Origin of the sequence: Pseudomonas sp. Ag1 (assembly GCF_000278565.1) — a bacterium.
Classification (GTDB): domain Bacteria; phylum Pseudomonadota; class Gammaproteobacteria; order Pseudomonadales; family Pseudomonadaceae; genus Aquipseudomonas.
The window spans coordinates 27,519-54,107 of the sequence record NZ_AKVH01000076.1 but is presented as its reverse complement, the minus strand read 5'-3'; the positions used below and the strand labels follow the sequence as shown (position 1 = coordinate 54,107).

The 26,589-nt window shown below is 61.1% G+C and carries 29 protein-coding genes; 16 read left to right on the top strand and 13 right to left on the bottom strand.

All coding sequences use genetic code 11. From position 1 onward, the window contains the following. Window positions 1–170: 170 nt before the first annotated feature. The 4 genes from A462_RS25855 to A462_RS25870 form a co-directional block, all read right to left on the bottom strand. Window positions 171–1,073, bottom strand: coding sequence for an alpha/beta fold hydrolase (locus A462_RS25855; protein ID WP_008432325.1), 903 nt, complete (start codon window positions 1,071–1,073; stop codon window positions 171–173). Next, window positions 1,073–1,855, bottom strand: coding sequence for a class II aldolase/adducin family protein (locus A462_RS25860; RefSeq protein WP_008432323.1), 783 nt, complete (start codon window positions 1,853–1,855; stop codon window positions 1,073–1,075). Before A462_RS25860 ends, A462_RS25855 begins: the two co-directional genes overlap by 1 nt. 149 nt (window positions 1,856–2,004) lie before the next feature. Then, complete coding sequence (locus A462_RS25865; RefSeq protein ID WP_003208490.1) at window positions 2,005–2,691, bottom strand: LrgB family protein; 687 nt, start codon at window positions 2,689–2,691, stop codon at window positions 2,005–2,007. Beyond that, window positions 2,681–3,067 (bottom strand): CidA/LrgA family protein, encoded by a 387-nt coding sequence (locus tag A462_RS25870; RefSeq protein WP_008432321.1) that lies wholly within the window; start codon window positions 3,065–3,067, stop codon window positions 2,681–2,683. Before A462_RS25870 ends, A462_RS25865 begins: the two co-directional genes overlap by 11 nt. A 99-nt stretch (window positions 3,068–3,166) precedes the next feature. On the opposite strand from A462_RS25870, the gene A462_RS25875 reads away from it, so the two are divergent. Beyond that, entirely contained in the window at window positions 3,167–4,063 is an 897-nt protein-coding gene (locus A462_RS25875) for a LysR family transcriptional regulator (protein ID WP_008432320.1), read from the top strand. Here the strand turns inward: A462_RS25875 and A462_RS25880 are convergent. After that, entirely contained in the window at window positions 4,044–4,499 is a 456-nt protein-coding gene (locus A462_RS25880; RefSeq protein ID WP_003208486.1) for a flavodoxin, read from the bottom strand. The genes A462_RS25875 and A462_RS25880 overlap by 20 nt on opposite strands. A 113-nt stretch (window positions 4,500–4,612) precedes the next feature. Between A462_RS25880 and A462_RS25885 the strand changes: the two genes are divergently transcribed. Together A462_RS25885 and A462_RS25890 are read left to right on the top strand one after the other, a co-directional pair. Then, complete coding sequence (locus tag A462_RS25885) at window positions 4,613–5,080, top strand: PAS domain-containing protein (protein ID WP_008432316.1); 468 nt, start codon at window positions 4,613–4,615, stop codon at window positions 5,078–5,080. Window positions 5,081–5,138: 58 nt separating this feature from the next. Then, complete coding sequence (locus A462_RS25890; protein WP_008432313.1) at window positions 5,139–5,744, top strand: hypothetical protein; 606 nt, start codon at window positions 5,139–5,141, stop codon at window positions 5,742–5,744. 2 nt (window positions 5,745–5,746) lie between these two features. Here A462_RS25890 and A462_RS25895 read toward each other — a convergent pair whose 3' ends face one another. After that, window positions 5,747–6,703, bottom strand: a complete 957-nt coding sequence (locus A462_RS25895) for a MerR family transcriptional regulator (protein WP_032898945.1) — start codon at window positions 6,701–6,703, stop codon at window positions 5,747–5,749. Between the two features lie 215 nt (window positions 6,704–6,918). On the opposite strand from A462_RS25895, the gene A462_RS25900 reads away from it, so the two are divergent. The 6 genes from A462_RS25900 to A462_RS25925 are packed head-to-tail and all read left to right on the top strand — an operon-like array spanning window position 6,919 to window position 9,856. Next, window positions 6,919–7,479 (top strand): antibiotic biosynthesis monooxygenase, encoded by a 561-nt coding sequence (locus tag A462_RS25900; protein WP_008432309.1) that lies wholly within the window; start codon window positions 6,919–6,921, stop codon window positions 7,477–7,479. A gap of 57 nt (window positions 7,480–7,536) precedes the next feature. Continuing rightward, window positions 7,537–8,247 (top strand): dihydromonapterin reductase, encoded by a 711-nt coding sequence (folM, locus tag A462_RS25905; protein WP_008432306.1) that lies wholly within the window; start codon window positions 7,537–7,539, stop codon window positions 8,245–8,247. Between the two features lie 20 nt (window positions 8,248–8,267). Beyond that, the gene (folE, locus tag A462_RS25910) at window positions 8,268–8,828 is read left to right on the top strand and encodes a GTP cyclohydrolase I FolE (RefSeq protein WP_003208476.1); all 561 of its coding nucleotides are present in this window, start codon (window positions 8,268–8,270) and stop codon (window positions 8,826–8,828) included. A 2-nt stretch (window positions 8,829–8,830) separates the two neighbouring features. Further along, window positions 8,831–9,202 (top strand): dihydroneopterin triphosphate 2'-epimerase, encoded by a 372-nt coding sequence (folX, locus tag A462_RS25915; protein ID WP_003208474.1) that lies wholly within the window; start codon window positions 8,831–8,833, stop codon window positions 9,200–9,202. 23 nt (window positions 9,203–9,225) lie between these two features. Next, the gene (locus A462_RS25920; RefSeq protein WP_008432302.1) at window positions 9,226–9,522 is read left to right on the top strand and encodes a DUF1244 domain-containing protein; all 297 of its coding nucleotides are present in this window, start codon (window positions 9,226–9,228) and stop codon (window positions 9,520–9,522) included. After that, complete coding sequence (locus tag A462_RS25925) at window positions 9,515–9,856, top strand: HopJ type III effector protein (RefSeq protein WP_008432300.1); 342 nt, start codon at window positions 9,515–9,517, stop codon at window positions 9,854–9,856. The genes A462_RS25920 and A462_RS25925 overlap by 8 nt, the downstream gene beginning before the upstream one ends. A gap of 182 nt (window positions 9,857–10,038) precedes the next feature. Here the strand turns inward: A462_RS25925 and trxB are convergent, their stop codons facing one another. Beyond that, window positions 10,039–11,001: a thioredoxin-disulfide reductase gene (gene trxB, locus A462_RS25930; RefSeq protein ID WP_003208470.1), complete on the bottom strand. Its 963-nt coding sequence runs from the start codon at window positions 10,999–11,001 to the stop codon at window positions 10,039–10,041. 293 nt (window positions 11,002–11,294) lie between these two features. Between trxB and cysZ the strand changes: the two genes are divergently transcribed. Both cysZ and A462_RS25940 read left to right on the top strand, forming a co-directional pair. Continuing rightward, window positions 11,295–12,050, top strand: a complete 756-nt coding sequence (gene cysZ / locus A462_RS25935) for a sulfate transporter CysZ (RefSeq protein ID WP_003208468.1) — start codon at window positions 11,295–11,297, stop codon at window positions 12,048–12,050. 64 nt (window positions 12,051–12,114) lie between these two features. Then, window positions 12,115–13,317 carry a glycosyltransferase family 4 protein gene (locus A462_RS25940; protein ID WP_008432296.1) on the top strand — a complete coding sequence of 401 codons (1,203 nt, stop codon included), beginning with the start codon at window positions 12,115–12,117 and terminating at the stop codon, window positions 13,315–13,317. Here the strand turns inward: A462_RS25940 and A462_RS25945 are convergent. The 3 genes from A462_RS25945 to A462_RS25955 all read right to left on the bottom strand — a co-directional run bounded on the left by A462_RS25945 (window position 13,286) and on the right by A462_RS25955 (window position 15,724). Then, window positions 13,286–14,389 (bottom strand): NADH:flavin oxidoreductase, encoded by a 1,104-nt coding sequence (locus tag A462_RS25945; protein WP_003208465.1) that lies wholly within the window; start codon window positions 14,387–14,389, stop codon window positions 13,286–13,288. The two genes, A462_RS25940 and A462_RS25945, sit on opposite strands and share 32 nt — an antisense overlap. 231 nt (window positions 14,390–14,620) lie before the next feature. Beyond that, complete coding sequence (locus A462_RS25950) at window positions 14,621–15,103, bottom strand: glutathione peroxidase (RefSeq protein ID WP_008432294.1); 483 nt, start codon at window positions 15,101–15,103, stop codon at window positions 14,621–14,623. Window positions 15,104–15,238: 135 nt separating this feature from the next. Further along, window positions 15,239–15,724 carry an FKBP-type peptidyl-prolyl cis-trans isomerase gene (locus A462_RS25955; RefSeq protein WP_003208457.1) on the bottom strand — a complete coding sequence of 162 codons (486 nt, stop codon included), beginning with the start codon at window positions 15,722–15,724 and terminating at the stop codon, window positions 15,239–15,241. Here A462_RS25955 and A462_RS25960 point away from each other — a divergent pair. Genes A462_RS25960 through A462_RS25970 form a run of 3 tightly spaced genes read left to right on the top strand, consistent with a single transcriptional unit; the run spans window position 15,693 to window position 19,091 of the window. Further along, window positions 15,693–16,031 carry a DUF3565 domain-containing protein gene (locus tag A462_RS25960; RefSeq protein ID WP_003208456.1) on the top strand — a complete coding sequence of 113 codons (339 nt, stop codon included), beginning with the start codon at window positions 15,693–15,695 and terminating at the stop codon, window positions 16,029–16,031. The two genes, A462_RS25955 and A462_RS25960, sit on opposite strands and share 32 nt — an antisense overlap. A gap of 60 nt (window positions 16,032–16,091) precedes the next feature. Then, entirely contained in the window at window positions 16,092–18,191 is a 2,100-nt protein-coding gene (gene pta / locus A462_RS25965) for a phosphate acetyltransferase (protein WP_003208454.1), read from the top strand. Then, window positions 18,192–19,091: an acyltransferase gene (locus A462_RS25970; RefSeq protein WP_008432292.1), complete on the top strand. Its 900-nt coding sequence runs from the start codon at window positions 18,192–18,194 to the stop codon at window positions 19,089–19,091. 168 nt (window positions 19,092–19,259) lie between these two features. Here the strand turns inward: A462_RS25970 and cysN are convergent, their stop codons facing one another. The 3 genes from cysN to A462_RS25985 all read right to left on the bottom strand — a co-directional run bounded on the left by cysN (window position 19,260) and on the right by A462_RS25985 (window position 23,100). Next, window positions 19,260–21,158, bottom strand: coding sequence for a sulfate adenylyltransferase subunit CysN (gene cysN, locus A462_RS25975; protein ID WP_008432291.1), 1,899 nt, complete (start codon window positions 21,156–21,158; stop codon window positions 19,260–19,262). 9 nt (window positions 21,159–21,167) lie between these two features. Beyond that, a complete protein-coding gene (cysD, locus tag A462_RS25980; RefSeq protein WP_003208447.1) occupies window positions 21,168–22,085 on the bottom strand; it encodes a sulfate adenylyltransferase subunit CysD in 918 nt (305 codons plus the stop codon). 256 nt (window positions 22,086–22,341) lie between these two features. After that, complete coding sequence (locus A462_RS25985; RefSeq protein ID WP_003208444.1) at window positions 22,342–23,100, bottom strand: Nif3-like dinuclear metal center hexameric protein; 759 nt, start codon at window positions 23,098–23,100, stop codon at window positions 22,342–22,344. Between the two features lie 103 nt (window positions 23,101–23,203). Here A462_RS25985 and algW point away from each other — a divergent pair, with 103 nt between their 5' ends. Beyond that, on the top strand, window positions 23,204–24,358 hold the full coding sequence (gene algW / locus A462_RS25990; RefSeq protein WP_003208442.1) for a Do family serine endopeptidase AlgW: 1,155 nt from the start codon (window positions 23,204–23,206) through the stop codon (window positions 24,356–24,358). A gap of 108 nt (window positions 24,359–24,466) precedes the next feature. Continuing rightward, complete coding sequence (locus tag A462_RS25995) at window positions 24,467–26,578, top strand: TonB-dependent siderophore receptor (protein ID WP_008432290.1); 2,112 nt, start codon at window positions 24,467–24,469, stop codon at window positions 26,576–26,578. Window positions 26,579–26,589 lie beyond the last annotated feature (11 nt).

The window sequence follows — 26,589 nt, the reverse complement described above, 5'->3', positions numbered from 1 at the left end:
GCGGCGGCCCGCGGAGCAATGCCGGAGTGAGGGAACRCCGAGCCTARGCGAGGYGCCGACAGGCGGGGCAGAGCCCTTTGCTTACTTTGGGGCTTTTCCAAAGTGAGCCGCTGTAAGAGCGGAACCATAAGCCGCCGTTACCTAAATAACGGATATGTACTCAACCCCAATCAAGAATAAGCCACCCGAGAAGCCCCCACCCCAAGCCCCTCCCGAAACGCCAGATAATGCTTCAACACCTGCACCGGCGCCTCAATCTGCGGATAGTGCCCAATATTCGCCAGCAACACCGTATCCGCATGCGGCACCAGTTCACGATACCGCTGAACCATATGCCCCCCAGAAATCGGATCAACCTCCCCATCGATCACCCGCAACGGCACCTCCCCCCGCTGCATCGCTGCCACCCATCGATCCCGCTGCCGCCGACGCTGAGGAATATACGCAATTAACTTGTGCAAAATCCGCGGCCCATCCTGGCTCTCGATCAGGCTCCAGAAATCATCCAGCGCACTTTCACTGGGCCGGGTCGAAGGCCCGAAAATCTGCCCGAAACTATTGGCCAGCGCATTACGCCCAAACGCCCGCCCGATCATCCACCCCAACGGGCTCAGCAACAGCTTCTGCACCAACGCCGGACGATGCGTCTCCGGAAACAACCCACCGTTGAGAAACACACCACTGGCCATCCGAAACCGGCCTTCGTAATGCCGCGCCAACAATTCCTGCGCAACACTGTCACCGTAATCATGAGCCAGCACATGCACCGGCTGCTGCACCCAAAGATGCTCCAGCAAAGCCTGCTGCAAATCCGCCTGCTCCAGCAGGCAATACGTGTGATCCAGCGGCTTGGCCGAATCACCAAACCCCAGCATGTCGCAGGCAATCACTTGATAGCGCTGAGCCAACGGCTGCCAGAGATAATGCCAGTCCCAACTGGCCGTGGGAAAACCATGGATCAGCAGCAACGGCTCGCCCTGCCCCGCCACCCAGTACCGAATGGTGCGGCCGCGAAACTCAAAGCTCTGGGCACGCTGGCGCCAGATGCGCAGCGGGATCTCGGCGAGTGGCATCAGCTTTTATACCCGGTGTCGAGTGCATCGAGTTTGCGCAGCAACGCCGGCCACGCCAGCGCGCCGCCCATGCCCTGAGCGCTTTTGGTGACCCCAGCGATCATCGCCCGGGCACCGGCCAATATCTGCGGCGCAATGCTGATCAGTTCAGCGCCACCGTTCTGCGCCATCACCTGGATATCGCAGGTGCGCTGGAAGATGAACATCATCAGGAACGTATCGGCGATGCTGCCGCCACAGGTCAGCAGACCGTGGTTGTGCAGCATCAGGAAATTGTTTTCGCCAAGGTCGGCCTGCAAACGGGCCTTTTCCTCGTGGTTCAGCGCCACACCTTCGTAGGCGTGATAGGCCAGGCTGGACAGCACGAACAACGATTGCTGGCTGATGGGCAGCACGCCCTGTTTCTGCGCGGAGACGGCAATGCCGGAAGCGGTGTGGGTGTGCAGCACGCAGACCACATCGTGCCGTACTTCGTGCACCGCACTGTGGATGGTGTAGCCCGCCGGGTTGACCTCGTGGGGACTGTCCATCAGTTTGTTGCCGGCCTGGTCGACCTTCACCAGGCTCGACGCGGTGATCTCGTGGAACATCAGCCCGTAGGGGTTGATCAGGAAGTCTTCGGTGCCCGGCACCTTGGCCGAGATGTGGGTGAAAATCAGGTCATCCCAACCATGCATCGCCACCAGGCGATAGCACGCGGCGAGGTCGACGCGGGCCTGCCATTCGGCCGCGCTGACCTGGTCTTTTACGCTGTGTGTCGATTGAACAGTGGCTAGGCTCACGGCAATGACCTCCTTGGCGCGCTTATTATTGTTTTTTTGAGTGAAGAGGCAGTCTAGTCAGACCTCGAGGCCGCCGTAGTTGCATTGGCAGCCAGCTTGATGACCGAACGGGTCAGTCCTGAGGATAGTTCGATTTTGTTCTGCGCGTGTCAGAGAAGCGACGCCAATAAAGGCGCGGCGAACAGGTTGAGCAACCCGGTCAGCACCATTACCAGGCCCGCCACGGAGCCTTCCTCACCGCCCACCTCATGAGCCCGGCTGACACCCGCGCCATGAGCGCCCACGCCAAACAATGCGCCACGGGCCAATGGCGTGCGCAACGGTAACCACTTGAGCAGTACGCCGCCGAGCATGGCGCCAAACACCCCGGTGAACATCACGAACACCGCCGTCAGTTCCGGCACGCCGCCCAGGTCGGAAGACACCGGCATGGCGAACGGGGTGGTGATCGAACGGGGCACCAACGACATCGTCACCGAGCTGTCGAGAGCGAGGGCCTTGGCCAGGCCATACGAAGTGGCGATGGACGCCGCGCTGCCCGCGACCATCCCCAGCAATAACGCTGACCAGTGGCGCACCAGCAATTGGCGCTGTTGCCAGATCGGAATCGCGAACGCCACGGTCACCGGGCCCAGCACCAGCATCAGCCAGTGGGTGTCTGTGGCGTATTCGGCATAGGCGGTTTTCATCGGCACGGCCACCGCCAGCAGCAGCGCCGGCACCAGGATCAGCGGCGACAGCAGGTAGCGCCCGGTGCGCCGGTAGATCCAGCGGCTGAAGCCGTAGGCACCGAGGGTCAGCGCCAGCCAGAACATCGGCATCAGCTCAAGCTTCATGGCGCAGCTTCCAGCGGCAGACGAATTCCACGGTAAACGCAGTCACCAGCATCACCGACAAGGTGCTGAAGCCGATGACCAACATGATCCGCCAGCCGTCGTGCTTTACCAGGCCGCCGTAGTCCAAGAGGCTCATCAACGCAGGAATGAAGAACAGCAGCATCTCCGCCATCAACACACCGGCGCCCAATTGCAGGGCCGCCGGCTTGACCAGGCCAGTGGCGAAGGTCAGCAACAACAGGCCCAGGCCGATCACACCACCGGGAATAGGCCAGCTCAGCCAGGCGGCCAATTGGCAGCCCAGAAAATATATGGCCAGCAGCACAATCAGTTCAGTCAACAACCGACCGACGACTTTGAAGGTGAAACGTTTCATGAGCTTAGGGTCCTCGCAGGGCTCCCATTTTAAAGAGGCCCCTGGCATCCCCACAGCGAATTGTTAGACTGCAAGCTATTCCAAACTGGAATCATGTCGATGGAATTTAAACAACTGCGCAGCTTTGTCGAAGTGATCCACCGCGGCGGCTTTACCCAGGCCGGCAAAACCCTGCACATCAGCCAGTCCGCCGTCAGCAAGCAGGTGGCACAACTGGAGCAAAGCCTGGGCACGCCGCTGCTGGATCGCCTGGGTTCGCAGATTCGCCTGACGGCTGCCGGACAAGTGGTGCTGCAGCGGGCGGAGGCCATGCTGCGCCAGCAAACCGAGTTGCTCAGTGAGCTGGATGACTTGAATCAGTTGACCCGTGGCGAGTTGCGCATGGGCCTGCCGCAGTTGGGCGGCGACACGTTGTTCGCCGGGCTGTTTGCCGAATACCGCCGGCGTTATCCGAACGTCACCATCCAGTTGCTGGAAGGCGGCAGCCGCAATATCGAGCAGGCGATCTTGAGCGGAGAGCTGGAAGTGGGCGGCAGCCTGATGCCCAGCGACCCGGCATTCGCCTGGCAGGCATTCTGCGATGAACCGCTGGATGCCCTGCTGCCGATGGACCATCCATTGGCCGATAACGCGCAGATCCGCCTGGAGGAGTTGGCTGACACGCCGTTCCTGATGTACCAGCGCAGTTTTGTGTTGAACGACCGCCTGCTACAGGCCTGTCAGCAGGTGGGCTTTACCCCGAAGGAAAGCGGGCGCAGTGGCCAGGCGGATTTTCTCGCCGCATTGGTGGCCGCCGGCCAAGGCGTGGTGCTGCTGCCCAGCGTAGTAGCCCGGGGCCTGGTGCGGCCCGGGGTGGTGCGCCTGACACTCAAGGCGCCGGACTACCTGCGCTGGGACATTGCCTTTATCTGGCGTGAGGGTGCCTACCTGTCGAAAGCCGCCCAGGCCTGGCTGGCGTTATTGCGCGAGTTCCCGGTCAACCGCGCAGTGCAGTGACCAACTCGGCCAGCCAGGGCTCGGCGTCGGCTTCCGGGGTCACGCTTTCGCTGGCGTCCAGGCGCAGCATCGGCAGCACTTCGTGCACGCCCAACTCGGCAAACAGCTCGCGCATTTGCTCGCCGCCCCCGCAGAAGGTGTCGCCATAGCTGGCGTCGCCCAGGCCGATCACCGCGCCGGGCAAGCCTCGCCAGGCGGCCGGCAGTTGGTCGCGAATGGTCGAGTACAGCGGCTGCAGGTTGTCGGGCAGTTCGCCCATGCCAGTGGTGGACGTCACGGCCAGGAAGGCTTCCGGAGCAAAGCCCTGTACGTCGGCGAGGGTTGCCCGCGGGTTGTGCCAGGCGTCGAAGCCGGCAGCGTTGAGGATGCTTGCAGCATGACGGGCGACTTCTTCGGCCGTGCCGTACACCGAGCCGGAAAGGATGGCGACTTTCATCAATCTGATCCTGTAGCTGACTAAAAGCCTGGGATATTAACAGCTGGGGCCAGTGGACAGGCTGCCGGCATGTCTTAAACTTCGAATTCCCAAGACAAGCCATGGACCGCTCAATGATTAACGCCAAGCTGATGCAACTGGTGATCAACGCTTCCAACGACGGCATCGTTATCGCCGAGCGCGAAGGCAAGGATATGCCACTGATTTACGTAAACCCGGCGTTCGAGCGCATGACCGGCTATACCCTCGACGAAATCCTCTATCAGGATTGCCGCTTCCTGCAATCGGGTGACCGTGACCAGCCGGGGCTGATGGCGATTCGCGAAGCCCTGGAGAGTGGCGGCGCCTGCCGGGAAATCCTGCGCAATTACCGCAAGGACGGCACACATTTTTGGAACGAGCTGTCGTTATCGACGGTTTACAACCCGGCCGACAAACAGACCTATGTGGTCGGCGTGCAGAAGGATGTGACCGTTCAGGTCAAGGCCCAGCAGCGTGTCGCGCAACTGGAAGCCCAGTTGGCTGACCTCAAGGCGGAGCTTGCGGCACTCAAGGCGACGAGCGGATCTAACAAAAACTAGAAAACGCGGTCTTTAAAGAGATAATGGCGTTTTAATACCTTTTTCTTGAGCAAGATCAATGCAACGCGACGCGCTTTTGACGCAGGACGAGCTGGATTTTATTCAGACCATGCACCATAACCCGCAACTCAATGTGCGGGACGCGTCGTCGAGCCTGACGGTCAATGGCGGTGCGCAGATTCGTGATCTGCTCACCCGCCTGGCCGCCCATGACCATGTCACCCTCCAGGCCCAATTCGACAACCAGCAAATGACGTTTCCGCTGCAATTGGTGGAAGACGAGTTTCATGCCGTGCATCTGCGGCTGGGTGTACCGAGTATTTTCGAAGACGGGCCGATGATCCGCCCGTGGCGCCTGGCGCTCGAAGAGCCGGTGCCGCTGGAAAACGTCAAGGGCCAGCCCGGTGCGCTGTGGGTGCATGAGGTGTCATTCAAGGGATTGCTGGTGGAAATTCGCGGGCGGATCAAGGCGCCAAGAACCTTTTCCCTGTGGTTCAGTCCGTCCGGGTACGAGCGCATTTCGGTGCGGGGCACGCTGGAACGGGAAACTGCCCGAGGATTGTTCGCCTACCGCCTGAGCCAGAACGATGTGGATGAGACCGAGCGCCTGCGCCAGTTTATCCTGCAGCAACACCGCCTGTTTCACCCCGAAGTCCACGCCTGACGTCAGGTATCCAGGTTACCGCGCAGAAACTGCTGCAAGCGGCGCTGCATCAATCGCCCTTCGTTACCCAGGCAGCCAACGGATGAACCCGCCAGTTGTTCCTGCGCCAACTCCGCCGCATCGCCGGCCAGCAACAGCGGGCAATCCAGGGTCAGGGCCAACCGTTCAAGGCGCCGAGGCAAGCCATTGGCCGGCGAGTGATTGGAGAACACCACAAGGGCTTGTGGCCTGGTTTTTTCACAGACAAGGGTCAATTCATCCATCGGCTGGCCCACAGCCAGGACCTTGACCGCCAACTCGTCACCGCTCATCAACAGGCCTGCGACCAACAACTCCAGCTCTCGGCACTCCCCCGCAATGGCCGCCAGCAATACCCGCGGCGCCGCTGAGGCACAGCCTATCTGCAGGCGTTTCCAGGTTCGGCTGCGCAGGAATCCATCAAAAAACAGCCATTCACTGGTTTGGCCAAACAACCCCTGATGTCGCAACAGTTGCTGCCAGAGGGGCATCAGGATGTCCTGGAACACCACCGCGACCGGGTAGGCAGCGAAAATCTGGCCATACAACCGGTCCAGTTGCCGGTCGTCGAAGGCACCGACGGCCGTTCGCAACTGCGCCTGCCATTGGCTCCATTCATGCTCTGCACCTGCCGGCGAAGCAGCCGCCGCTTCGACTTGATGATCGTCGCGGGCGAGGATCTTGCCGACCTTGCTCACGGCCACGCCACGCTCGATCCAGTCAAGAATGCGATGAACGGTCTCGATATCGGTGCGCGAATACAGGCGGTGCCCACTTTCGGTGCGAACCGGGTGGATCAGCCCGTAACGCCGTTCCCAGGCACGCAAGGTGACAGGGTTGATGCCTGTCAATCTCGCGACTTCGCGAATCGGAAACAGCTCATCGGAATCGGCAGGGTTGCCAAGGGCCATGTCGGGACGTGGAGCAGTCATTACAGACATCAGGGCATCAATATACTGTCAGGAACTTGGATCCCATTTAACGCCCATACAGCTGTCCGATTCAAGGTCTTCGACAAGCCGACCAATGTCGCTGGTGTATTTCTGCAAAACAGGAATAATCCTTGCCTGTTTTTTCAACGTGGCTGCTTACCCCGCAGCTTCGTTCGTGCGCCGCCTACCCGGCCCAGTGCACCTGATCCTTATGGAGATACACAATGTCTACCTCCCCCGTCACCCTGATGGTTGCGCGCCGCGTGGCCAAGGGTCGCTATGAAGAGTTGATGGCCTGGCTGCGCGAAGGCGAGCAATTGGCCACGGACTTCCCCGGTTACCTGGGTTCAGGCGTGCTTGCACCGCCGCCCAACGATGACGAGTTCCAGATTATTTTCCGCTTCGCCGACGAAAAAACCCTGCATGCGTGGGAGTTTTCCGCCTCCCGTGGTGCATGGCTCGGGCGTGGCAGTGAGCTGTTTGCTGCGCCGTCGGAGCATCGCGTACGCGGTATCGACGGCTGGTTTGGCGCCGCCGCCGCACGTCCGCCGCGCTGGAAGCAGGCCGTGGCCATCTGGCTGGCATTTTTCCCGGTGTCGCTGCTGTTCAACTTCGGCCTTGAGCCGCTGCTCAGCGAGTTGGGGTTGCTGAGCCGTGTGCTGGTCAGCACCCTCGCGCTCACGCCATTGATGGTTTACTTCTTTATCCCGTTGTCGACCCACCTGCTGGCCGGTTGGCTGCATCCGGCGCCAGCCCGGGTAAAGGCCACCGAAGCCGCTGCTTGAGTACAAGGGAGGCCGCTCGCTGGTATAGTTTTAGCCTGCCAGCGATTCGAGCCTCCCATGTCTTCAACACCCGCCCCGATCCTGATCACCGGTGCCGGCCAGCGCGTCGGCCTGCATTGCGCCCAGCGCCTGCTGGACGAAGGGCAGCCAGTGATTTTCAGCTACCGCAGCGAACGTCCCGGCGTGCAAGCCTTGCGCGAACGCGGTGCGATCGGTGTGTTTGCCGACTTCTCCAACGAGACCGGTATTCTCGCCTTCATCGACGAACTGAAGACGCACACCCAAAGCCTGCGGGCGATCATTCATAATGCCTCGGCCTGGGAAGCGGAAGCGCCCGGCGACGAGAGCCGCGCCTTTACCGACATGTTCAGCGTGCACATGCTTGCGCCGTACCTGATCAACCTGCATTGTGCTTACCTGCTGCAACGCTCCACGCCTGCGGATATCGTGCACATCAGCGATGACGTGACCCGCAAGGGCAGCCGCCAGCACATTGCCTACTGCGCCACCAAGGCCGGGCTCGACAGCCTGACCTTGTCGTTTGCCGCGCAGCTTGCACCGGATATCAAGGTGAACGGCATTGCCCCGGCAATGGTGATGTTCAACGAGGGCGACGACGCGGCCTACCGCGCCAAGGTCCTGGCCAAGGCGGCACTGGGCATCGAGCCCGGCCCCGAGGTGATTTACCAGAGCGTGCGCTACCTGCTGGATAACCCGTATGTCACCGGTACCACCCTGACCGTCAACGGCGGGCGGCATATCAAGTAAGCCGTTTGCGAGGATGTTGTATGACTTTGTCCCTGCCCCACCACTACCGCGAGATCCTCAAGGGCCTGGGTGAAGACCCCGAGCGCGAGGGTTTGCTCGACACGCCAAAGCGTGCCGCCAAGGCCATGCAGTACCTGTGTCACGGCTACGAGCAGAACCTGGAAGAAATCGTCAACGGTGCGCTGTTTTCCTCCGACAACGACGAGATGGTGATCCTCAAGGACATCGAGCTGTATTCGCTGTGCGAGCATCACCTGCTGCCCTTTATCGGCAAGGCCCATGTGGCCTATATTCCGACCGGCAAGGTGCTCGGCCTGTCGAAGCTGGCGCGTATCGTCGACATGTTCGCCCGTCGCCTGCAGATCCAGGAAAACCTCACGCGCGAAATTGCCGACGCCATCCAGACGGTGACCCAGGCCGCCGGCGTGGCGGTGGTGATCGAAGCCAGGCACATGTGCATGATGATGCGCGGTGTCGAAAAACAGAATTCAACCATGAACACCTCGGTGATGCTCGGCGCCTTCCGCGAGTCGAACACCACGCGCATGGAGTTCCTGCAACTGATTGGACGGAGCAAGTAGCAATGCCACAACTTCAGCCAGGCATGGCGCGCATCCGGGTCAAGGACCTGTGCCTGCGCACGTTTATCGGGATCAACGAGGATGAAATCCTCAACAAGCAGGATGTGTTGATCAACCTGACCATCCTGTATGCCGCCCAGGAAGCCGTGCGCGACAACGACATCGACCACGCGCTGAACTACCGCACCATCACCAAGGCGATCATCGCCCATGTGGAAGGCAATCGCTTTGCCCTGCTGGAGCGCCTGACCCAGGAGATCCTCGACCTGGTGATGAGCAATACATCGGTGCTGTACGCCGAAGTCGAAGTCGACAAACCCCATGCGTTGCGTTTTGCCGAATCGGTGTCGATCACCCTGGCGGCCAGTCGCTAACCCTTACCTTTGCAGTGAGCATCATGAACGATCAACAACGCCTCGAACTCGAAGCCGCCGCCTTCCGCCGGCTGGTGGCCCACCTGGACAGCCGCAAGGATGTGCAGAACATCGACCTGATGAACCTCTCGGGCTTCTGCCGCAACTGCTTGTCCAAGTGGTACAAGGCCGAGGCCGACGAGCGCCAGATCGAGCTGAGCCTCGATGACGCCCGTGAAGTGGTGTACGGCATGCCGTACGCCGAGTGGAAAGCCCAATACCAGCAAGAAGCCAGTGCCGAACAGCAAGCGGCATTCGCCAAAGGAAAAACCCATGACTGACCTGAACACCCTGCGCGCCAGCCTCAACAGTGGCGAACATGTTTTTGCCGATACCCTGGCCTTTGTAGCTGCGGGTTACGACTACCAGCCACAAGCGTTCACAAATGGCAGCGTGGAAAACGCCGCCGGGCAGAACGAAGGTTCGTGCAAGACCCTGGGCCTGGCACTGCTGGAAGGCTTGAGCGACCAGGAAGCGCTGTTGGCGTTTGGCGAGCATTACCGTTCGGTGCTGGCCACGCCTGAAGGCAGTGACCATGGCAACATTCGTGCGCTGATCGAGCATGGGTTGGCGGGTGTGAAGTTTGCCGCACAGCCACTGACCCGCAAATCCTGAGTCAGACATAGATCAAAATGTGGGAGCGGGCTTGCTCGCGAAAGCAGAGTGTCAGTCAATACATCGGATGACTGACACACCGCTTTCGCGAGCAAGCCCGCTCCCACATTTGGACTGCGGTGATCATCAAATCCCGTGCATAAAAAAACCGGCCTCGCAGCCGGTTTTTTTGTTTCTGCGGTTTAGAACGAAGCGTCCTTCAAACCGTCGAGGTAACGCTCGGCATCCAGGGCCGCCATGCAGCCGGCGCCGGCGGAGGTGATCGCCTGGCGGTACACGTGGTCGGCCACGTCACCGGCAGCGAAGATACCTTCGATATTGGTGGCTGTCGCATTGCCTTCACGGCCGCCCTGCACGATCAGGTAACCGTCTTTGGCATCCAGCACGCCTTCGAACAACGAGGTGTTCGGAGTGTGGCCGATGGCGATGAACACGCCGTCGACTTTCAGCTCGTCGAAGCTGCCGTCGTTGTTCTTCAGGCGAGCACCGGTCACGCCCATGTTGTCGCCCAGGACTTCATCCAGGGTGGCGTTGAGCTTGAGGATGATCTTGCCTTCGGCCACGCGGGCATGCAGCTTGTCGATCAGGATCTTCTCGGCGCGGAAGGTCTCGCGACGGTGAACCAGGGTCACGGTGCTGGCGATATTGGCCAGGTACAGCGCCTCTTCCACCGCGGTGTTGCCGCCACCGACCACAGCCACTGGCTTGTTGCGGTAGAAGAAACCGTCGCAGGTCGCGCAGGCGGAAACGCCCTTGCCCATGAACGCTTCTTCCGACGGCAGGCCCAGGTACCGAGCGCTGGCGCCGGTGGCGATGATCAGCGCGTCACAGGTGTACACGCCGCTGTCGCCGGTCAGGCTGTAAGGCTTCTTGGAGAAGTCGACCTTGTTGATGTGATCAAACACGATCTCGGTTTCGAAACGCTCGGCGTGCTCTTTCATGCGCTCCATCAGCACCGGGCCGGTCAGGCCGTGGACGTCGCCCGGCCAGTTGTCGACTTCAGTGGTGGTGGTCAACTGACCGCCCGCTTGCATGCCGGTGATCAGCAACGGCTTGAGGTTGGCCCGGGCAGCGTAGACGGCAGCGCTGTAACCGGCAGGGCCGGAACCGAGAATAATCACTCGCGAATGACGGGTATCAGACATGACTCACTCCTATCGACCGCCCGGACTACAGAACGGCTGGAATAAAAAAGGACCGCGAAGCACTTGGGGAAGGCTTGAACTCGCAGATCCTGAAAATAATGGGTGCAGCGTATAGAGGGAGGCAAGATTAAGGAAATACGGATTAACAATCCAGCTCATAGGTGGTCTCTATCCCATGCCTTCTATTAATCGACACCTTTGTTACCGTTAATGTCGCGATGCGGGCCGTGCTTTCCCGGTACTCCCAAAGCCGGTAAGGTCGGCGCGTTCGCCCCTATTGCCCGGAGTTATCCATGCCCGCCCCCGTTCTTTCAGGCCCACAGTACCTGCGCGAAGGTCTCAAACTGGTACTCAGCCCCGGCCTGCGGCTGTTTGTGCTGCTGCCGCTGGCAATCAACCTGATCCTGTTCGTCGGATTGATCTACTTCGCCGGCCATCAGTTCAGCCTGTGGGTCGACACACTCATGCCGACGCTGCCGAGCTGGCTGAGCTTCCTCAATTACCTGTTGTGGCCTTTGTTCGTGGTGCTGGTGGTGCTGATGGTGTTTTTCACCTTCACCATGCTTGCCAACATCATCGCCGCGCCGTTCAACGGCTTTCTGTCGGAAAAGGTTGAAGTGGTGGTGCGCGGCACCGATGATTTCCCGGCGTTCAGCTGGGGCGAACTGGCGGCCATGGTCCCGCGCACCCTGGCCCGGGAAATGCGCAAACTGGGTTACTTCCTGCCCCGGGCCATCGGCCTGTTTATCCTGTCGTTCATCCCAGTGGTCAACCTGGTGGCGGCGCCGCTGTGGCTGCTGTTTGGTGTGTGGATGATGGCGATCCAGTACATCGACTACCCGGCCGACAACCACAAGCTGGGCTGGAACGAAATGCTCGCCTGGCTGCGCCAGAAGCGCTGGCAGAGCATGAGTTTTGGCGGCATCGTCTACCTGGTGCTGCTGGTGCCAGTGGTCAACCTGCTGATGATGCCGGCGGCGGTGGCCGGGGCGACGTTGTTCTGGGTGCGTGAGCAGGGCGCCGAGGCCATGGCCATTAAAAAGGCCTGAGCCGTCACAAATCCATCATCCAAAAGACACAATGACGACATGGCCCACGCCGACACTGTGGGTCATGACGACAGCTTCGCTCCACATCACCCTGATCACCGAAACCTTCCCGCCAGAGATCAACGGGGTGGCCAATACCCTTGGCCGCCTGTGTGACGGTTTGCGCGCGCGCGGGCATCAAGTCGAACTGGTTCGCCCGCGCCAGGGCAGCGACCAGAGCCGGCCCAGTGACGATGGCCTGATGCTTTGCCGCGGCTGGCCGTTGCCGGGTTATCCGGGGCTGCAATGGGGCCAGTCGTCGATGCACAAGCTGTTGCGGCGCTGGACCCGCCAGCGCCCGGATGTGTTGTATATCGCCACGGAAGGGCCGCTGGGTTTGTCGGCGTTGCGGGCGGCGCGGCGCCTGGGGATCAGCGTGGTGAGTGGCTTTCACACCAACTTCCAGCAGTATTCCAACCAGTACGGCCTGGGCATGCTGAGCCGGGTGCTGACCCACTATCTGCGCTGGTTCCATAACCGCTCGACCCTGACCCTGGTGCCCAGCGCCAGCCAGCGCCTGGAGCTGGAGCGGCGCCATTTCGAGCGCCTGGGCATGCTCGCGCGCGGTGTCGACAGCCAGCTGTTTCACCCGGCCAAACGCGACAATGCGTTGCGTGAAAGCTGGGCACTGACCAGTGAGCAAACTGCCGTGCTGCATGTCGGCCGCCTGGCCCAGGAAAAAAACCTCGGGTTACTCAAGCGCTGTTTCGAGACGCTGCAGGACACCTATCCACTGCGCCAGATGAAACTGATCATCGTCGGCGATGGCCCGCAACGGGCGATGCTGGAAAAGGAACTGCCGGAGGCGATTTTCTGCGGCACCTTGCGCGGTGAGGAACTGGCCCGGCATTACGCGTCCGGGGATGTGTTCCTGTTTCCCAGCCTGACCGAAACCTTCGGCAACGTGGTGCTGGAGGCCATGGCTTCAGGGTTGGGCGTGGTGGCATACGACCAGGCGGCCGCAACCCAGCACATTCGCCATGGCTACAGCGGCGTGCTGGCGATGCCGGGGGATGAAGAAGCGTTTTGCGATGCGGCCAATTGGCTGCTGGAAGAGCGCGAGAGCTTGCGCCGGGTGCGGCTCAATGCCCGGCAACACGCCAGCCGTCAGGGTTGGCCGGCGATTATCGAGCAGTTTGAGCGCCAATTACGCGGGGTGTGCGAGGACGAGCAACCGGTGCCCGCCCTGTCGCCCCTTACACCAACGTCGTCAACGCCTCACGACTGAACGGCAGGATGTCGCCTTCACGGCCTTCGCGAACCTTCAGTGCCCAATCCGGATCCACCAGCAGCGCACGGCCCACAGCGACCAGGTCGAACTCGTCGTTGTTCAGGCGCTCCAGCAGTTTTTCCAGGCTGGCGGGTTGCGCCACTTTGTCGGTGTTGACCATGAACTGCAGGAACTCGCCGTCCAGGCCGACGCTGCCCACGGTGATGGTCGGCTTGCCGGTGAGCTTGCGGGTCCAGCCGGCCAGGTTCAGCTCGGAGCCTTCGAATTCCGGCTCCCAGAAACGGCGGGTGGAGCAGTGGAAAATATCCACGCCGGCGTCAGACAGCGGCTTGAGGAATTCACCCAAGGCTTCCGGGGTTTGCACCAGGCGCGCGGTGTAGTCCTGCTGCTTCCACTGGGAGAAACGCAGGATGATCGGGAAGTCCGGCCCCACGGCGGCGCGGACGGCCTGGATCAATTCGATGGCGAAACGCGAACGGTTGGCCAGGCTGCCGCCGTATTCGTCGGTGCGCTGGTTGGTGCCTTCCCAGAAGAACTGGTCCACCAGGTAGCCATGGGCGCCGTGGATTTCAACGCCGTCCATGCCGATGCTCTGGGCATCCTTGGCAGCCTGGGCGAACGCGGCGATCACGTCCTTGATGTCTTGCACGGTCATGCCGTGGACGACGACGTTGCCGTCCTTGAGTTTTTCGGTGGGGCCGTAAGCCGGGACGCTGGCATCCGGCTCGGTGCCGATGCGCCGAACGCTGCCCACATGCCACAGTTGCGGAACGATCTTGCCGCCTTCGGCATGTACCGCGTCGACTACTTTCTTCCAGCCGGCCAGGGCGGCTTCACCATAGAAATGCGGGACGTTCGGGTAGCCGTTGGAAGCCGGGTGGCCGACCACGGTGCCTTCGGTGATGATCAGGCCGACACCGGCGGCGGCGCGGCGGCGGTAGTACTCGATCACTTTGGAGTTGGGCACGCCACCCGGAGAAAAGGAACGGGTCATCGGCGCCATGACCACGCGACTCGGCAGTTGCAGTGCACCGAGCTGGAACGGTTTGAACAAAGCTTGGACAGGCATGGGAGCACTCCATCGGAAAGGAATTTATGATGTGGATAATATGGAGTGTGCAGCGTGTTGGATAGCACTATTGATTGGGGTGATTAAGGGGTAAAAGCGGGAGGGCATGGGGCTGCTTCGCAGCCCAGCGGGAGCAAGCTCCCTCGCCACAGCAAGCTCCCTTGCCATAGGAAACTCCCTGCCACAGGAAGCTCCCTTGCCACAGAAACTCACTCGACAATGCTGAAAGTATCAGTTCAATGCTTTTTCGATCGCCTGAATAATGGAGGGGTCATCCGGCGGTGTACGCGGCGAGAAACGCGCCAGCACCCGGCCGTCCTTGCCCAACAGGAATTTCTCGAAGTTCCAGGTGATGTCCCCGGGAAATTCGGCGCCCTCGCCCGCCAGCAATCGATACAGCTGGTGGCGATCGTGGCCATTCACCTCAAGCTTGCTGCCCAGGGGAAAGGTCACGCCGTAGTTGAGGCTGCAGAATTTCTGGATTTCTTCTTCAGTACCCGGTTCCTGCCCGGCAAATTGATTGCACGGCAGCCCGAGTACGGTGAAACCCTGGTCTTTGTATTGCTGATAGAGGTTTTCCAGCGCGGCGTACTGTGGGGTCAACCCACATTTGGAGGCGACGTTGACCACCAGCACGACTTGCCCCTTGAAGGGCGCCAGAGGCAGCTCCTGACCATCCAGGGCTTTGAGTTTAAGGTCGTGGAAAGCACTCATGACGAACTCCAGATATCCCATGTTCTTCGTAACGGCCATTCGAGATTACAGCCGCCAAGTCGGCAAGAATAGCCGCCAAATGAAAAAGGCGCCCGAAGGCGCCTTTTTCCAACTGACAGAGCGGCGCTCAGTCAATTAATGGTGGTGACCACCTTCGCCGTGCACGTGGCCGTGGGCCACTTCTTCCTGGGAAGCGTCACGGATAGCGACGATCTTCACCTGGAAGTTCAGGCGCTGGCCAGCCAGCGGGTGGTTGCCGTCGACGGTCACGTCGTCGCCGTCCAGGTCACGGATGGTGACGATTTGCATCTGGCCGTCCGGAGCGGAAGCGTGGAACTGCATGCCCACTTCCAGCTCGTCGACACCTTCGAACATGCTGCGGCTCAGGGTGCTGACCAGTTCGGCAGCGTATTCGCCGTAGGCATCTTCAGGTTCTACGGCAACGGTCAGTTCGTCACCGACCTCTTTGCCTTCCAGGGCCTTTTCCAAGCCCGGGATGATGTTACCTGCACCTTGCAGGTAGACCAGCGGCGCGCCGCCGGCAGAACTGTCGATGACCTCACCAGCGTCGTTGGTCAGGGTATAGTCAATGGAGACAGCCTTATTGGCGGCGATCGGCATGGGGCGAGACCTTTTGCAGAAGAATGAAGAACGGACAAGTCTAAACAAGGATTTGCCCGAAAGCGAACACAACCCGGACGGACGGGGTCGAACAACTGACCCGACGGTCGTCGGATTTCACCAGGACGAAGACCGGCACTGGGTCGTCGAGCTTTCCTGCGGCCACACCCAGCACCTGCGCCACCAGCCACCCTGGCAATCCCGGGCCTGGGTCACGGACCCGGCGCAACGCCTTGAAAAAATAGACAAGCCCTTTACGTGCGGCTGGTGTGCGCAAGGCTCAGATAAAGATAACCTTGGCACCTGATTCCCGGTAGGCAGCCAGCCATAGGCCGCCACCGAAGCCATGCACCTCCAGAGAATTCGCATGCAGACTTTTTTTATCGCGCCCACCGATTTTGGTGTGGGTCTGACCTCCATCAGCCTTGGGCTGGTGCGCACCCTTGAACGGGCCGGGCTGAAAGTCGGCTTCTTCAAACCGATTGCCCAGCCGCACCCCGGCGACACCGGCCCCGAGCGCTCCACCGAGCTGGTAGCCCGCACCCACGGCCTGAAACCGCCCCAGCCTCTGGGCCTGGCCCATGTCGAACGGATGCTCGGCGACGGCCAGCTCGACGAGCTGCTGGAAGAAATCATCACCCTTTACCAGCAAGCCGCCGTGGGCAAGGACGTGCTGATCGTCGAAGGCATGGTGCCGACCCGCAGCGCCAGCTATGCGGCCCGGGTCAACCTGCACCTGGCCAAGAGCCTGGACGCCGAGGTGATCCTGGTCTCGGCCCCGGAAAACGAAGTGCTGACCGAACTCTCCGGCCGCGTGGAATTGCAGGCCCAGCTGTTCGGCGGCCCGAAAGATCCAAAAGTGCTGGGTGTGATCCTCAACAAGGTGCGCACCGACGAAAGCATGGAAGCCTTCTCGGCGCGGCTCAAGGAGCATTCGCCTTTGTTGCGCAGCGGCGATTTCCGCCTGTTGGGCTGCATTCCCTACCAACCGGAACTCAACGCCCCGCGCACCCGCGACGTGGCCGACCTGATGGGCGCGCAGATCCTCAACGCCGGCGATTATGAAACCCGGCGCATGACCAAGATCATCATCTGCGCGCGCACCATGCGCAACACCGTGGAGCTGCTCAAGCCCGGCGTATTGGTGGTGACACCCGGCGACCGCGACGACATCATCCTCGCCGTCAGCCTGGCCGCCATCAATGGCGTGCCGCTGGCGGGCCTGTTGCTGACCAGTGACACCCTGCCCGACCCACGGATCATGGACCTGTGCCGTGGCGCGTTCCAGGCCGGGCTGCCGGTGTTGTCGGTGAGCACCGGCTCGTATGACACCGCCAACCAGCTCAACAGCCTGAACAAGGAAATCCCGATTGATGACCGCGAACGTGCGGAGATCATCACCGACTTCGTCGCCAGCCACCTCGACGCCCGCTGGCTGCACCAACGCTGCGGCACGCCGCGGGAGATGCGCCTGTCGCCGGCGGTGTTCCGTTATCAACTGATCCAGCGCGCCCAGGCGGCCAACAAGCGCATCGTGTTGCCCGAAGGCAGCGAGCCGCTGACCGTGCAGGCCGCCGCCATCTGCCAGGCACGCGGGATCGCCCGTTGCGTACTGCTGGCCAAGCCGGCCGACGTGGAAGCCGTAGCCCGCGCCCATGGCATCGAGCTGCCCGAAGGCCTGGAGATTCTCGACCCCGACCTGATTCGCCAGCGCTACGTGGAACCGATGGTGGCCCTGCGCAAAACCAAAAGCCTCAACGCGCCGATGGCCGAGCAGCAACTGGAAGACACCGTGGTGATAGCCACCATGATGCTCGCCCTGGATGAAGTGGACGGCCTGGTCTCCGGCGTCATCCACTCCACTGCCAATACCATTCGCCCGGCCTTGCAACTGATCAAGACCGCGCCGGGCTGCACCCTGGTCTCGTCGGTGTTTTTCATGCTGTTCCCCGAGCAAGTGCTGGTATACGGCGACTGCGTGATGAACCCGCACCCCAGCGCGGCGGAGCTGGCGGAAATCGCCCTGCAAAGCGCCGACTCGGCCGCCGCATTCGGTATCACGCCACGGGTGGCGATGATCAGTTACTCCAGCGGTGATTCGGCCACGGGCGAGGAGGTCGAGAAGGTCCGCGAAGCCACCCTGCTCGCCCACGAAGCCCAAAGCTCGCTGCTGATCGACGGCCCGTTGCAGTACGACGCCGCCGCCAACGAAAGCGTGGCCCGGCAACTGGCGCCCAACAGCCTGGTGGCGGGCAAGGCCACGGTGTTCGTGTTCCCGGATCTCAACACCGGCAACACCACCCACAAGGCCGTGCAGCGCAGTGCCGATTGCGTGAGCCTGGGGCCGATGCTGCAAGGCCTGCGCAAACCGGTGAACGACCTGCCCCGCGGGGCGCAGGTGGACGACATCGTGTACACCATCGCATTGACCGCGATTCAAGCCGCCAACCGACCTATGGATGTCTAAATGCTGGATTTTCTACCTGCCGCCGTGCGCGGGGTGATCGCCTCGCTGTTGCTGGCGTTGAATACGATTTTGCTGTGCTCGTTCCTGTTTATCGTGGCGCTGTTCAAGGCGCTGCCGTTTGCCAAGCGCTTCAGCGAATGGCTGATGAACCAGACCCACGAGGCCTGGATCAGCAACAACAAGGCCTGGATGAACCTGGTGTGTCGCACCCGCTGGCACCTGAAGGGCCTGGAAGGCCTGGACTATGAACACTCGTACCTGGTGACCAGTAACCACCAGAGCTGGGTCGATATCATGGTGCTGCAATACGTGCTCAACCGGCGCATTCGCCCGCTGAAGTTCTTCCTCAAGCAGGAGCTGATCTGGGTCCCGGTGATTGGTTTGGCGTGGTGGACACTGGGCTTCCCGTTCATGAAGCGCTACACCAAGGCGTACCTGGAAAAGCACCCGGAGAAGAAAGGCAAGGACCTGGAAACCACCCGCAAGACCTGCGCGAAGTTTCGCCACAACCCGGTGGGCATTTTCAACTTTGCCGAAGGCACGCGGTTTACCCCGGGCAAGCATGCACAGCAACAGTCACCGTTTCGCTACCTGCTCAAGCCCAAGGCCGGCGGCATTGCCTTTGTGCTGGATGCCATGGGTGAACAGCTGAAGTCGCTGGTGAACGTGACCATTCACTATCCTGGTGGGCGCCCCGGTTATTGGGATTTGCTGTGCGGGAATGTGAAGGACGTTGTCGTGCAGTTTGAAGAGGTGCAGATTCCGGCCGAGTTTATCGGCAAGAATTACGAGCAGGATGGGGAGTATCGGTTGGCGTTCCAGGGCTGGATCAACCGGTTGTGGGAAGAGAAGGATGTGCTGCTCGCCAAATTGCACACAGATTATCCCGCCAGTCACTGATCAAAATGTGGGAGCGGGCTTGCTCGCGAATGCGGTGTGCCAGCCTATACATGTGGCGGCTGACACTCTGCTTTCGCGAGCAAGCCCGCTCCCACGTTTGACCGAGTTGTTTCCAAGGCCCCATAAAAAAGCCCGCCAACATGGCGGGCTTTTTTGCGCGCGTGAAGCTTAGATCGCGCCGCGCTGGCGCAGAAGTTCCAGCACTTGCTTGACGCTGTCTTCCAGCGACAACGCCTGGGTGTCGATCACCAGGTCCGCATTCAACGGTACGTCATACGGGAACGACTCACCCGGGATGTTATCGCCGCCCGCCGCGTACAAACCTTGCGGATCACGCTCGGCACACACCAAAGGCGAAGCCTGCACGTACACGGTCAGCAAACGATCACCGCCGATCAGCGCCTTGGCCTGTTCACGCCCTTCAGCATCCGGGGCAACAAACGCCGCCAACGTCAGCAAGCCGGCTTCGTTGAACTGACGCGCCACATGCGCGGCACGACGCCAGTTCTCGGTACGCCCGGCACGGTCCTGCGGCAAGCCCTTGTTCAGGTCGTGGCGCAGGTTCTGGCCGTCCAGCACAAACACCGCACGGCCCATGTCGAACAGCTTGCGTTCAACCGCGTAGGCCAGGGTGCTTTTGCCGGCGCCCGACAAGCCGCTGAACAACACGGTCGCCGGTTGCTGGCCGAAGCGCTGGGCGCGCTCTTCGGTGGCCACGTGAGCCAGTTTGCCGTGCTGCGCCGCGCTGCCATGGGTCACCGGCGGCGCGATGATCATGCCCGCAGCCACGGTGCCGTTGGTCAAACGGTCGATGACGATGAACGAACCGGTGGTGCGGTTGCTCGCGTAACCGTCCAGGGCGATGACCGTGTCGAGGCTGACCTTGACCCGGCCGATCTCGTTCAACTGCAAGGCGCTCGCCGGGCCTTCTTCCAGGGTGTTCACATCCACGCGATGCACAATGCTGGTGATGGAACCCGGCACGTAGCTGGTGGCGCGCTTGATGTCGTATTTCTTGCCCGGCAGCATCGGTTCTTCAGCCATCCACACCAGCATGGCGTCGAAAGCGTCGGTCACTTGCGGCACGTTGTCGGCATGCACCAACAGGTCGCCACGGGAGATGTCGATTTCGTCTTCCATGGTCAGGGTCACGGCCTGGCCGGGACCTGCGTTTTCCAGTTCACCTTCAAAGGTGACGATGGATTTGACGCGGCTGCTCTTGCCCGACGGCAGCACCACGACTTCGTCGCCCTTGTGCACGATGCCGCTGGCCAGGGTGCCGGCAAAACCACGGAAGTTCAGGTTCGGACGGTTGACGTACTGCACCGGGAAACGCAGGTCGGTGTAGTTGCGGTCGTTGGCGATCTCGACGGTCTCGAGGATCTCCATCAGCGACTGGCCGGTGTACCAGGGCGAACGCTCGCTCTTGTTCACCACGTTGTCGCCCTTGAGGGCCGACATCGGCACGAAGGCCAGGGTGCTCGGCTTGAACGCGATACCGTCGGCAAACTTCAGGTAATCAGCCTTGATCGACTCGAATACGCTTTGGTCAAAGCCATTGATGTCCATCTTGTTGACGGCCACCACGATGTGCTTGATGCCCAACAACGAGGCGATGAAGCTGTGGCGACGGGTCTGGGTCTGCACGCCGTAGCGGGCGTCGATCAGGATGATCGCCAGGTCACAGGTGGAGGCACCGGTGGCCATGTTGCGGGTGTACTGCTCATGGCCGGGGGTGTCGGCGATGATGAATTTGCGCTTGGCGGTGGAGAAGTAGCGGTAGGCAACGTCGATGGTGATGCCCTGCTCACGCTCGGCCTGCAGGCCGTCGACCAGCAACGCCAGGTCGATGTCGTCACCGGTGGTGCCGGATTTTTTCGAATCGCGGGTGATGGCTTCCAGGTGATCCTCGTAGATCATCTTGGAGTCGTGCAGCAGGCGCCCGATCAGGGTGCTCTTGCCGTCGTCGACGTTGCCACAGGTCAGGAAGCGCAACATTTCCTTGCGCTCGTGCTGGCCCAGGTAGGCGAGGATGTCCTCGCTGATCAAATCAGATTGATGCGACATGACAGCCCCTTAGAAATAGCCTTGACGTTTTTTATCTTCCATCGAGCCTGCACCATCGTGGTCGATGACACGGCCCTGGCGCTCGGAAGTTCGCGTCAGGAGCATTTCCTGAATGATGTCCGTCAGCGTCTCGGCTTCGGACTCCACCGCGCCCGTCAACGGGTAGCAGCCAAGGGTACGGAAACGTACTTTCTTTTTGACGATTCGGGCTTTGTCTTCGTCGGACAGGTGCTCGAGGATGCGGTCGTCGTCGATCATGATCAACGTGCCGTTCTTCTCGATCACTTCGCGTTCGGCGGCGAAGTACAGCGGGACGATCGGGATGCCTTCCAGGTAGATGTACTGCCAGATGTCCAGCTCGGTCCAGTTGGACAGCGGGAACACACGGATCGACTCGCCTTTGTTGACGTTGCCGTTGTAGACGTTCCACAGCTCCGGGCGCTGGTTTTTCGGGTCCCAGCGGTGCTTGCTGTCGCGGAACGAGTACACGCGCTCCTTGGCACGGGATTTCTCTTCATCGCGACGGGCACCGCCGAATGCAGCATCGAAACCATACTTGTCGAGCGCCTGTTTCAGGCCCTCGGTCTTCATGATGTCAGTGTGCTTGGCGCTGCCGTGGGTGAACGGGTTGATGCCCTGCGCCACCCCGTCCGGGTTGACGTGAGTGATCAACTCAAGACCAAGCTCTTCGACCATCTTGTCGCGGAACTTGTACATCTCCTGGAATTTCCAGCGGGTGTCGACGTGCATCACCGGAAACGGCAGCTTGCCCGGAAAAAAGGCCTTGCGTGCCAGGTGCAGCATCACGGCGGAGTCTTTACCGATCGAGTAGAGCATCACCGGGTTATCGAACTCGGCGGCGACCTCGCGGATGATGTGGATGCTTTCCGCCTCCAGCTGTTTCAGATGCGTCAGTTTGTCGACCATGGTTACTCACGGAAAAACGATCTTATGGACGGCCAGCGGGCCGTGTTCGAGCGGGGCATGCTAGCACAGCGCCTGATTCTATTGAGGGGGCTGGCTAGATCGAAACGGTATATCAATATACCGCTGGGTTTGGCTCGACTCGATCAAATGTGGGAGCGGGCTTGCTCGCGAATGCGGTGTGTCAGTCAATGCATATGGCGACTGATGCACCGCATTCGCGAGCAAGCCCGCTCCCACATGTGTCCGGTGGTGTTCGTTAGATCGGGTTTGGGCAATCGATGAAGAGGTGTTCGAGGGCGAAACGTCGCGCCAGGTAATCACCCAACGCCTGTACACCATACCGCTCGGTGGCGTGGTGCCCGGCCGCGATAAAGCTGATGTCGTTTTCCCGGGCGCTGTGGAAGGTCTGCTCCGAGGCTTCGCCGCTCAGGTACAGGTCAACCCCGGCGAGCACCGCCTGGTCGATATAGCCCTGGCCACCACCGGTGCACCAGCCCACGCGGCGGATCATCTCGCTGCCTTCGATCAGCAGCGGCTCGCGGCCCATGGCTTCCTGCACGCGGCGGGCAAAATCACGGGGCGACGCCGGCTCGGCCAGGGAGCCCACCAGGCCGACGACCTTGAGGTTGTCCGGGTCCAGCGGGCCTTCGACGGTGATGTCCAGTTGCCGGGCCAGTTGCACGTTGTTGCCGACCTCAGGGTGCAGGTCCAGCGGCAAGTGATAGGCCAGCAGGCTGATGTCGTGCTTGAGCAGGGTTTTCAGGCGGCGCTGCTTCATGCCGGTGATGCACGGGCTTTCGCCTTTCCAGAAATAACCGTGGTGCACCAGCACCAGGTCGGCCTGGGCTTCGACCGCCGCGTCCAGCAATGCCTGGCTGGCGGTCACGCCGCTGACGATGCGCAGCACTTGCGGACGGCCCTCGACCTGCAGGCCGTTGGGGCAGTAATCGGCGATTTTGGCACTATTAAGGTAGCGGTCCGCTTCCTCGACTAAGGTGCTCAGGGCAACGGCCATAAAAGACTCCTAAATATCCCGTTCAGAGGCGCTCACGGCCTCGTATAATGCGCGACATTATGGGCGCTCTCCCGCCCCCTGCAACCTGTCAGGATTTTTCTTAATGCTCAAGGCACTGCGTTTTTTTGGATGGCCATTGTTGGCTGGCGTGCTGATCGCGATGCTGATTATTCAGCGTTATCCACAACTGGTCGGCCTGCCGACCCTTGATGTCAACCTGCAACAGGCACCGCAAACCAGCGCGGTGGTACAAGGCCCGGTGACTTACGCCGATGCGGTGGTGATCGCCGCCCCCGCCGTGGTCAACCTGTACACCACAAAGGTCATCAACAAACCGGCGCACCCGCTGTTTGAAGACCCACAGTTTCGTCGCTATTTCGGCGACAACTCGCCCAAGCAGCGGCGCATGGAATCCAGCCTCGGCTCCGGTGTGATCATGAGCCCGGAAGGCTACATCCTCACCAACAACCACGTGACCACCGGCGCCGACCAGATTGTGGTGGCCCTGCGTGATGGCCGGGAAACCCTGGCCCGCGTGGTCGGCAGCGACCCGGAAACCGACCTCGCGGTGCTGAAAATCGATTTGAAAGGCCTGCCCTCGATCACCATCGGGCGCTCCGAAGGGCTGCGCGTAGGTGACGTGGCGCTGGCCATCGGCAACCCCTTCGGCGTCGGCCAGACCGTGACCATGGGCATCATCAGCGCCACCGGGCGTAACCAGTTGGGCCTCAACAGCTACGAAGACTTCATCCAGACCGACGCGGCGATCAACCCGGGCAACTCCGGCGGCGCGCTGGTGGATGCCAACGGCAACCTGACCGGCATCAACACCGCGATCTTCTCCAAGTCCGGCGGCTCCCAGGGCATCGGTTTCGCGATTCCGGTGAAGCTGGCCACTGAAGTGATGAAGTCGATCATCGAGCATGGCCAGGTGATTCGTGGCTGGCTGGGGATTGAAGTCCAGCCGCTGACCAAGGAACTGGCCGAGTCGTTTGGCCTGACCGGGCGCCCTGGCATCGTGGTCGCCGGGATCTTCCGCGACGGCCCGGCGCAGAAAGCCGGCCTGCAACTGGGGGATGTGATCCTCAGCATCGACGGCGAGCCGGCCGGAGATGGTCGCAAGTCGATGAACCAGGTGGCGCGGATCAAACCCACCGACAAGGTGGCGATCCAGGTGATGCGCAATGGCAAGGAAATCAAGCTGTCGGCGGAAATCGGCCTGCGTCCGCCGCCTGCACCGGTGAAAGAAGAGGAATAACGGCTTCGGGAGCCCGTTCGCGGGCTCCTGTTACCTAATATTTCAAAAGAAATTCATTCTCATTAGTCATGTTATATTGTTTCAATATCGCTATTGGAACGCTCTATCATGCCGTCTCGAAGATTTGCCCCGCTGGCGGGAATCGCCCTGGGTTTGCTGGTGGACCCGGCCTACGCCGAAGACACCGCCCCCGTTGAACTGGAAGCCACCCGCATCACCAGCGAGGCGTACGAATCAGCCACCGGCCCGGTCAAGGGCTATCGCGCTACCCGCTCCGCCAGCGCCACAAAAACCGACACCGCCTTGCGGGATATCCCACAGTCCATCAGCGTGATTCCCGCTTCGGTACTCAACGACCTGGGCAGCACCAACGTCGAGCGTGCCCTTGAGTTTGCCGGCGGCGTGTCCAAACAGAACAACTTCGGCGGCCTGACGCTCTACGAATACAGCGTTCGCGGCTTCACCACGTCAGAGTTTTACGTGGACGGTTTCAGCGCCAACCGCGGTTACCCGAGCACGCCGGACGCGGCGAATATCGAGCGCATCGAGGTGCTCAAGGGCCCCGCCGCCAGCCTGTATGGCCGTGGTGACCCAGGCGGCACGGTGAATATCGTCAGCAAAAAGCCGCAGCCCGAGGCCTTCACCACACTGCAGACCAGCGCCGGCAGTTGGGACCGCTACCGCACCGCGCTGGACGCGAACACGCCGCTGGACAGCGGGGGCAACGTGTTATCGCGGGTCAACCTGGCGGTGGAAGACAACCACAGCTTCCGCAACCACGTTGAGGCCAAACGGGTCTTCGTCGCGCCCTCCATCAGTTGGCAACTGGACCCGGACACACACCTGCTGGTGGAAAGTGAATTCGTGCGTCACCGCTCCACTTTCGACCGCGGCATCGTCGCGCCCAACAACCGCTGGAGCGGCGTCTCCCGCTCGACCTTTCTCGGCGAGCCCAACGACGGCGATATCCGCAACCACAACAACCGCCTGCAAGCCAGCCTCGAACATCACCTCAACGATGCCTGGCAACTGCGCCTGGCCAGCCATTACAAACAAGGCAGCCTGTGGGGCAACGCCTCGGAAAACCGCGCGCTGGATGCCGATGGCCACACCCTCAGCCGCCGCTACCGCGAGCGCTCCACCGGTTGGCATGACAGCATCACCCAGCTCGAACTGCGCGGCCGGTTCGACATCGGCAGTTGGCAGCACGAATTGCTGATCGGCACCGAGTACGAGGACTACCGCAAGAAAGAACGGGTGACTGCCATCGCCGGCGGCGATTACGCCATCGACATCTATGACCCGGTCTATGGCCAGCCCAAACCGAACGGCAAGCGCTCCGGCACTGACTTTTTCGAACAGGTGAAAAGCCAGGCGCTGAACCTGCAGGACCAGATCATCTTCACCGACCGCCTGCGCGGGATGATCGGCGCGCGGTTCGAACACTTCGAGCAGCGCACCGACGACTTCAGCCGCAACCATGCCAAAAGCCGGCAGACCCACGACGCCCTGACCCAACGCGCCGGCCTGCTCTACCAACTGACGCCTGAAGTGGGCCTGTTCGCCAACGCCTCCACCTCGTTCAAACCCAACAATGGCCTGGACGCCGACGGCAAATCCTTCAAGCCGGAAGAAGGCGTGGGGTATGAAATCGGGATCAAGAGCGAGCTGTTCGACGACCGCCTGAGCACCACCCTCGCCGCCTTCCATATCGAGAAAGAAAATGTCCTGGCCCTGGACCCGGCTACCGACACACAGCGCGCCATGGGCAAGGCCCGCAGCCAGGGTTTTGACCTGCAACTGACCGGCCAGGTGACTGACGCCGTACGGGTGATCGGCGCCTTTGCCTACATCGACGCCGAAGTGACCAAAGGCGACAAAGCCATCCCCACTGGCAGCCGGATTCTCGGCGTAGCCAAACGCAGCGCCAGCTTGCTCGGAGTGTATGAATTCCAGGACGGCTTGCTGCGCGGCTCCGACCTCGGCGCGGCCTTTACCTACGTCGGCGATCGCTCCGGTGAAGCCGGGGGCCGCTTTGAATTACCGGCCTACCACACCGTCGATTTACTGGCCCATTACAAGGCCAGCGACAACGTCACCGTGGGCCTGAACCTCAACAACCTGTTCGATGAAAAGTACTACGAGCGCTCCTACAGCAATTACTGGGTCAATCCCGGCGAGCCGCGCAACTTCACCGTCAGCCTGACCCTCAACCTGTAAAAGGACGTCTC